This is a genomic window from Streptomyces solicavernae, from assembly GCF_029968095.1.
Taxonomy (GTDB): domain Bacteria; phylum Actinomycetota; class Actinomycetes; order Streptomycetales; family Streptomycetaceae; genus Streptomyces; species Streptomyces solicavernae.
In genome coordinates this window covers 21087-27832 of the sequence record NZ_JASCIR010000049.1, presented here as the reverse complement: position 1 = coordinate 27832, position 6746 = coordinate 21087, and the positions used below count along the sequence as shown (strand labels likewise).

Below are 6746 nucleotides of genomic sequence, written 5' to 3'. Positions count from 1 at the left end.
TCAAAAGCCGAGGAATCCGTCGTACCCGCCAAGATCTCTCACTCCCCAAGAGTGCTAACTACCGTTAAGTAACCATGATTTTAGGGCCCTGCCCCCCATCGGGGTACGTGAGCTTCCCGACAGCATCCCGACAGCGGCTCAGTCCCCGGCCACGGCCCGGACTATGCTCGGGCAGCGCATTCCCCCGTAACCCCTCTGGAGCAGCTTCATGGCCCTCAAGATCACCGTGATCGGCACCGGTTACCTCGGCGCCACCCACGCAGCGGCCATGGCTGAGCTGGGCTTCGACGTGCTCGGGCTCGATGTCGTCCCCGAGAAGATCGAACTGCTCTCGCAGGGCCGCGTACCGATGTACGAGCCGGGCCTTGAGGAGCTGCTGCGCAAGCACGTCGCGGGCATCGAGGGCTCCAGCGGGCGGCTGCGCTTCACCACCTCCTGGGAGGAGCTCGGCGCCTTCGGTGACGTGCACTTCGTCTGCGTGAACACCCCGCAGAAGCACGGGGAGTACGCCTGCGACATGAGCTATGTCGACGCCGCCTTCGCCTCGCTCGCCCCGGTGGCCCGCGAGGGCTCCCTGGTCGTCGGCAAGTCGACGGTGCCGGTGGGCTCGGCGGCCCGCCTGAGCGAGGTGCTGCCGGAGGGCGTCGAGCTGGCCTGGAACCCGGAGTTCCTGCGCGAGGGCTTCGCCGTCCAGGACACCCTGCACCCGGACCGGCTCGTGGTGGGCGTCGCGAGCGAGCGCGCGGAGAAGCTGCTGCGCGAGGTGTACGCGACGCCGATCGCGGAGGGCTCCCCGCTGGTCGTGACGGACTTCCCGACGGCCGAGCTGGTGAAGACCTCCGCCAACTCCTTCCTCGCCACGAAGATCTCCTTCATCAACGCGATGGCCGAGGTCTGCGAGGCCGCGGGCGGCGACGTGGTGAAGCTGGCCGAGGCGATCGGGTACGACGAGCGGATCGGGGCCAAGTTCCTGCGCGCAGGCATCGGCTTCGGCGGCGGCTGCCTGCCCAAGGACATCCGGGCGTTCATGGCCCGCGCCGGCGAGCTGGGCGCCGACCAGGCCCTGACGTTCCTGCGCGAGGTCGACTCCATCAACATGCGGCGCCGCGGCCACATGGTCGAGCTGGCCCGCGAGGCGCTCGGCGGCGGCTCCTTCCTCGGCAAGCGGGTCGCGGTCCTCGGCGCGACGTTCAAGCCGGACTCCGACGACGTACGGGACTCCCCCGCGCTGAACGTCGCCGGCCAGATCCACCTCCAGGGCGGCCAGGTCACGGTCTACGACCCGAAGGGCATGGCCAACGCCCGCCAGGTCTTCCCGACGCTCGGATACGCGGAGTCGGCGCTCGACGCGGTGCGGGGCGCGGATGTCGTCCTGCACCTGACGGAGTGGCGGGAGTTCCGGGAGCTGAACCCGGCCGAGCTGGGCGCGGCGGTCGGCAGCGCGGTGATCCTCGACGGGCGCAATGCCCTGGACCCGGTCCGCTGGCGCGAGGCGGGGTGGACTTACCGGGCCATGGGGCGTCCGGTCGCGTAACGCTGCGGGGATTCATTCACCGGAGGGGCCGGATTTCGCTCGGTACGTCCGCATCTTCGCCCGCGCCCCGCACACCTGCATCGAGCACCAGCGCCGGCGCCCCGCCGGGCTGCGGTCGTAGTACGCCTCCAGGCAGTCCTCCGCCTCGCAGGCCTTGAGGCGGAGCCAGCTGCCGTCCGCCGCGGCCTGCGCGAGCGCGTGCGCGACCCGGGCGGCCAGCGGCGCCGGGTCGGCCGGCTCCAGGCGCGCGGCGCCCGCCTCGTCCACCGCCACCAACAGCGGCGCCCCGGCGAGGAGTTCGGAGAGCGGCCGGGTCGTACGGTGCGGCGGATGACCCGCGTGCGCCAGGCAGGCCGCGCGCAGCGCCTCGCGCAGCTCCCTGGCCTCGTCCAGCTCCCCCGCGCGCAGCCCGAACCTCTCGCGGCCGTCCGCCGTGTCCAGGGAGTCGACGCCCGTCGCCACGTCGAGGGTGTTGACCAGCGCCGCCACAAAATCCAGCGCCCCGGGGGCGGACGCTTTCTCATTCATGGTTGCGACGTTACCTCCGTTACGGGACCATGAGGTAACCGTTACCCATTGATGCCGGGTACCGGTAACCCTACGGAGGGATTCGATCATGCCCATCGCCAAGCTCGGCGCCGTCGTCCTGGACTGCCCCGACCCCCTGGCCCTGGCCGAGTTCTACGCGGCACTCGTCGGCGGCACGATCAAGCCGATGGAGGAGAACGGCGACAGCTGGGTCGACCTGGAGGACCACGGCGGCAGCGCCCTCGCCTTCCAGGCCGCGCCCGGTTACGTACCGCCGCCGTGGCCCTCGGAGGGCGGCGCGCAGCAGTTCCACCTGGACGTGACGGTGGACGACCTGGACACCGCCGAGAAGCAGGTGCTCGCACTCGGCGCCAAGGTGCTCGACGCGGAGGACCGCTCGCGGAGCTGGCGCGTGTACGCGGACCCGGCGGGGCATCCGTTCTGCCTGTGCGCGTGCTGAGCGTGCCCCTCACGGGGCCGCGCCGTCCCCGTCCAGGCGGTCCAGCGTCGCCGTCGACGGTGCGCGGCGGATCTGGGCCGCCTTCGCCGTGAAGTCCGCCTCGCGCAGGACTCGTTGGACGTTGCCCCAGGTGAGGAGGGACACGTCGGTGTCGGACCAGCCGCGGTCCAGGAGTTCGGCGATGAGCTGCGGGTAGCGGGAGGTGTCCTGCAGGCCGTCCGGAAGGGCACTCTCGGTGTCGTACATGCCGGAGATGCCGACGCACTCCGGCCCGGCCACGCGCCGCACATGGTCCAGGTGGTCCGCCACGTCCCGCAGCGCCGGGCCGGTCTGCGCCGCCGTGCACGGCACCAGGCACAGGCCGCCGCCCTCGCGCAGGGCGGCCAGCAGGTCGTCGGGGACGTTGTCCGGGTGCGGGGTGAGCGCGTGGGCCGCCGAGCGGGAGAACAGCACCGGGGCCTTGGAGACGGCCAGGGTGTGCCGGACCGTCGCCGCCGAGCTGCCGCTGAGGTCGGCGAGGACACCGAGGCGGTTCATCTCGCGGACCACCTCCTCGCCGAACCGGCTGAGACCCGCCTCGCCCGCCCAGCGCGTGCCGGACATGGTGAGGCTGCGGACGCCCAGCTTGTGCAGGGCGCGCAGCGTGCCGAGGCAGTCGTCGATCGCGGTGGCGGCCGCGGGGCCCAGCAGACACGCGATCCGGCCGTGCGCGCGGGCGTCGGCGGTGTGCGACGCGGTGTGCGCGAGCCGCAGGCCCTCCGGGTGGGCGCGGACGACGGTCTCGGCGAGGTCGATGAGGGCGAGCGTGGCGCTCACGGCCCGGTTGCCCTCGTACGCCTGCGGCAACCGCAGTGACCAGAACATCGCGCCGACCGCGCCCTCGCGGAGCCGTGGCAGGTCGGTCTGCAGCGCGGTGTCGCCCAACTCCAGGTCGTACCAGGTCAGTCGGGACAGCGCCCAGGGCAGTCCGCTGTGGCCGTCGGCGACGGGGTGCTCGGTGAGCAGCGCGCGGGCCCGCTCGGCGGGCTCGGGCGCGCCGGGCCGCGGCTGCTCCGCCTGCGCGTCCGCCTGCTCCTCGGCGCGGGCACCCGCACCGCCGGTTCCGAGGGGGAGGTCCTCGTCGTCCTGAAGATCGGCCATGGTGGGGCTCCGGTTGACTGGTACAGCGATCTGTACGCCAACCGTGGCACGCGAGCGGTGGGGGGTCTCGATGATTGGTACGTACGGGGTACGCGGCCGCCCTCGTACCCCGTACGTCCGTAACCATGCCCGCCGGCGCTCAGCCGTCCAGCTGGTCCAGGGTCGCGACCGAAGGGCCGCGGCGGGCGCCCAGGTCCCGGGCCACGTCCTCGGCCGCGCCGAGCACCCGCACCGCGTTCTGCCAGGTCAGCTTGGCCAGGTCGGCCCGGGACCAGCCGCGGGAGAGCAGCTCGGCGATCAGGTTCGGGTAGCCGGACACGTCGTCCAGGCCGTCCGGGGTGAAGGCCGTGCCGTCGTAGTCGCCGCCGATGCCGATGTGGTCGACGCCCGCCACCTCGCGCATGTGGTCCAGGTGGTCGGCGACCGTCGAAGGGGTCGCGACCGGGCGGGGGTCGGCCGCCTCGAAGGCCTCGTGGACCTTCATCGCCTCCGGCGTGGTGTCCAGGTGGTGGAAGCCGTGCGCCCGCATGTTGTCGTCCGCGGCGGCCGTCCAGTCCACGGCCGCCTGAAGGACGAACTTCGGCACGAACGTGGCCATCGCGACGCCGCCGTTGCCGGGCAGCCGCTCCAGTACGTCGTCCGGGATGTTGCGCGGATGGTCGCAGACCGCGCGCGAGGACGAGTGGGAGAAGATCACCGGGGCCGTCGAGGTGTCCAGGGCGGCGCGCATCGTGGTGGCCGCGACGTGCGAGAGGTCCACGAGCATGCCGATGCGGTTCATCTCGCGTACGACCTCGTGGCCGAAGGGCGAGAGCCCGCCGACGCCCGGCTCGTCCGTCGCCGAGTCCGCCCACGCGATGTTGTCGTTGTGGGTGAGCGTCATGTAGCGCACGCCCAGGGTGTGCAGGGCGCGCAGCGTCGCGAGGGAGTTGTTGATGGAGTGGCCGCCCTCGGCGCCCATCAGGGAGGCGATACGGCCCTCGGCGCGCGCCGCCTCCATGTCGGCGGCGGTCAGGGCGCGGCGCAGCTCGGACGGGTGGCGGTCGAGCAACTGCCGTACGCAGTCGATCTGTTCGAGGGTCGCGCTGACCGCGGCGTCACCGGTCAGGTCGGTGCGTACGTACACCGACCAGAACTGCGCGCCGACGCCGCCGGCGCGGAGCCGGGCGAGGTCGGTGTGCAGGTTGCCGGTCTGGTCGGCGGCGATGTCCAGACGGTCGATGTCGTAGCGGACCTTCTCGCGGAGCGCCCAGGGGAGGTCGTTGTGACCGTCGGCGACGGGGTGCTCCGCGAGGAGGGCACGGGCGGCTTGCAGGTGGTCGGTAGCCATGCGGGCATTGTCCCGCCGGAGGCGGCTGAATGGAGGGCCGCTGCTTCAGCCCGCGAACCCGAAACCGGCCCCCGCGCCCTCGGCCTTCGCCCGCAGCCGCTTGCCCTTCTCCGTCGCCTGGTCGTTGAGCTCCTGCTGGAACTCCCGCATGCGGGCGAGCAGTTCGGGGTCGTGGGCGGCGAGGATGCGGGCCGCGAGCAGGCCCGCGTTGCGCGCGCCGCCGACCGAGACCGTGGCCACCGGCACGCCCGCCGGCATCTGCACGATGGACAGCAGCGAGTCCATGCCGTCCAGGTACTTGAGCGGCACCGGCACACCGATCACCGGCAGCGGGGTCACCGAGGCGAGCATGCCCGGCAGATGGGCCGCGCCGCCCGCGCCCGCGATGATCGCCTTGAGGCCGCGCTCCGCCGCGTCCTCGCCGTACGCCACCATCTCGCGCGGCATGCGGTGCGCGGAGACCACGTCGACCTCGTACGGGATCTCGAACTCGTCGAGGGCCTTCGCGGCGTTCTCCATGACCGGCCAGTCGGAGTCGGAGCCCATGACGATGCCGACGACGGGCTGAACCGTGGTGCTCATTCGGTGATCGTTCCCCTGAGATAACCGGCTGCGTGACGGGCGCGCTCCAGCACGTCGTCCAGGTCGTCGCCGTAGGTGTTGACGTGGCCCACCTTGCGGCCCGGCTTCACGTCCTTGCCGTACATGTGGATCTTGAGCTGCGGGTCGCGGGCCATGCAGTGCAGGTACGCCTGGTACATGTCCGGGTAGTCGCCGCCGAGGACGTTGGCCATGACCGTCCACTGCGCGCGCGGGCGCGGGTCGCCGAGCGGCAGGTCGAGGACCGCGCGCACATGGTTGGCGAACTGGGAGGTGACCGCGCCGTCCTGGGTCCAGTGCCCGGAGTTGTGCGGGCGCATGGCGAGTTCGTTGACCAGGACGCTGCCGTCCTCCGTCTCGAACAGCTCGACGGCGAGGTGGCCCACCACACCGAGCTCGTCGGCGATCCGCAGGGCCAGCTCCTGGGCGCGGCCCGCCAGCTCCTCGGAGAGCCCGGGCGCGGGCGCGATCACCGTGTCGCACACGCCGTCGACCTGCTGGGACTCGACCACCGGGTACGCCACGGCCTGGCCGTGCGGGGAGCGGACCACGTTGGCCGCGAGCTCGCGTACGAACGCGACCTTCTCCTCGGCGAGGACCGGGACGCCCGCCTTGAAGGGGTCCGCCGCTTCTTCGGCCGAACGCACGAACCACACGCCCTTGCCGTCATACCCGCCGCGGACCGTCTTGAGGATGACGGGGAAACCCTCGCCCTCCTCGGCGAACGCCACGACGTCTTCGGGGTCCGTCACGATGCGATGGCGTGGACACGGGGCGCCGAGCGCGTCGAGCCTCGCCCGCATCACGCCCTTGTCCTGGGCGTGCACCAGCGCATCCGGGCCGGGGCGCACGGGAATCCCGTCCGCCTCCAGGGCGCGCAGATGCTCGGTGGGTACGTGCTCGTGATCGAAGGTGATCACGTCACAACCGCGAGCGAACTCACGCAGCGTGTCCAGATCGCGATAGTCGCCGATCACGACATCGCTCACGACCTGGGCCGCCGAGTCCTGGGGAGTGTCACTGAGGAGCTTGAACCTGATGCCGAGCGGGATGCCTGCTTCGTGCGTCATACGCGCGAGCTGCCCTCCGCCGACCATGCCGACTACCGGGAACGTCACATCCTCCAGGGTACGGGGCCCTGGGATACGTAGAGA

7 protein-coding genes are annotated in these 6746 nt (G+C 71.9%); 2 read left to right on the top strand and 5 right to left on the bottom strand.

Features of this window, described 5'->3' with window-relative positions:
* Window positions 1-208: 208 nt before the first annotated feature.
* Window positions 209-1534, top strand: coding sequence for a UDP-glucose dehydrogenase family protein (locus QIS99_RS30315; RefSeq protein ID WP_282516938.1), 1326 nt, complete (start codon window positions 209-211; stop codon window positions 1532-1534).
* 12 nt (window positions 1535-1546) lie between these two features.
* Here the strand turns inward: QIS99_RS30315 and QIS99_RS30310 are convergent, their stop codons facing one another.
* Window positions 1547-2062, bottom strand: a complete 516-nt coding sequence (locus tag QIS99_RS30310) for a CGNR zinc finger domain-containing protein (protein ID WP_282516937.1) — start codon at window positions 2060-2062, stop codon at window positions 1547-1549.
* Window positions 2063-2150: 88 nt separating this feature from the next.
* Here QIS99_RS30310 and QIS99_RS30305 point away from each other — a divergent pair, with 88 nt between their 5' ends.
* Window positions 2151-2522, top strand: a complete 372-nt coding sequence (locus QIS99_RS30305; protein ID WP_282516936.1) for a VOC family protein — start codon at window positions 2151-2153, stop codon at window positions 2520-2522.
* 9 nt (window positions 2523-2531) lie between these two features.
* Here the strand turns inward: QIS99_RS30305 and QIS99_RS30300 are convergent, their stop codons facing one another.
* The 4 genes from QIS99_RS30300 to QIS99_RS30285 all read right to left on the bottom strand — a co-directional run bounded on the left by QIS99_RS30300 (window position 2532) and on the right by QIS99_RS30285 (window position 6710).
* A complete protein-coding gene (locus QIS99_RS30300) occupies window positions 2532-3662 on the bottom strand; it encodes a dipeptidase (RefSeq protein ID WP_282516935.1) in 1131 nt (376 codons plus the stop codon).
* 139 nt (window positions 3663-3801) lie between these two features.
* Window positions 3802-4992 (bottom strand): dipeptidase, encoded by a 1191-nt coding sequence (locus tag QIS99_RS30295; protein WP_282516934.1) that lies wholly within the window; start codon window positions 4990-4992, stop codon window positions 3802-3804.
* A 45-nt stretch (window positions 4993-5037) separates the two neighbouring features.
* Window positions 5038-5574 carry a 5-(carboxyamino)imidazole ribonucleotide mutase gene (gene purE / locus QIS99_RS30290; RefSeq protein ID WP_282516933.1) on the bottom strand — a complete coding sequence of 179 codons (537 nt, stop codon included), beginning with the start codon at window positions 5572-5574 and terminating at the stop codon, window positions 5038-5040.
* Window positions 5571-6710 carry a 5-(carboxyamino)imidazole ribonucleotide synthase gene (locus QIS99_RS30285; protein WP_282516932.1) on the bottom strand — a complete coding sequence of 380 codons (1140 nt, stop codon included), beginning with the start codon at window positions 6708-6710 and terminating at the stop codon, window positions 5571-5573. Before QIS99_RS30285 ends, purE begins: the two co-directional genes overlap by 4 nt.
* Between the last annotated feature and the right edge of the window lie 36 nt (window positions 6711-6746).

What these genes read in the sequence shown, in the direction of transcription:
- QIS99_RS30315 (WP_282516938.1), top strand. Translation starts at nt 209, where the DNA reads ATGGCCCTCAAGATCACCGTGATCGGCACCGGTTACCTCGGCGCCACC.
- QIS99_RS30310 (WP_282516937.1), bottom strand. Translation starts at nt 2,062, where the DNA reads ATGAATGAGAAAGCGTCCGCCCCCGGGGCGCTGGATTTTGTGGCGGCG.
- QIS99_RS30305 (WP_282516936.1), top strand. Translation starts at nt 2,151, where the DNA reads ATGCCCATCGCCAAGCTCGGCGCCGTCGTCCTGGACTGCCCCGACCCC.
- QIS99_RS30300 (WP_282516935.1), bottom strand. Translation starts at nt 3,662, where the DNA reads ATGGCCGATCTTCAGGACGACGAGGACCTCCCCCTCGGAACCGGCGGT.
- QIS99_RS30295 (WP_282516934.1), bottom strand. Translation starts at nt 4,992, where the DNA reads ATGGCTACCGACCACCTGCAAGCCGCCCGTGCCCTCCTCGCGGAGCAC.
- purE (WP_282516933.1), bottom strand. Translation starts at nt 5,574, where the DNA reads ATGAGCACCACGGTTCAGCCCGTCGTCGGCATCGTCATGGGCTCCGAC.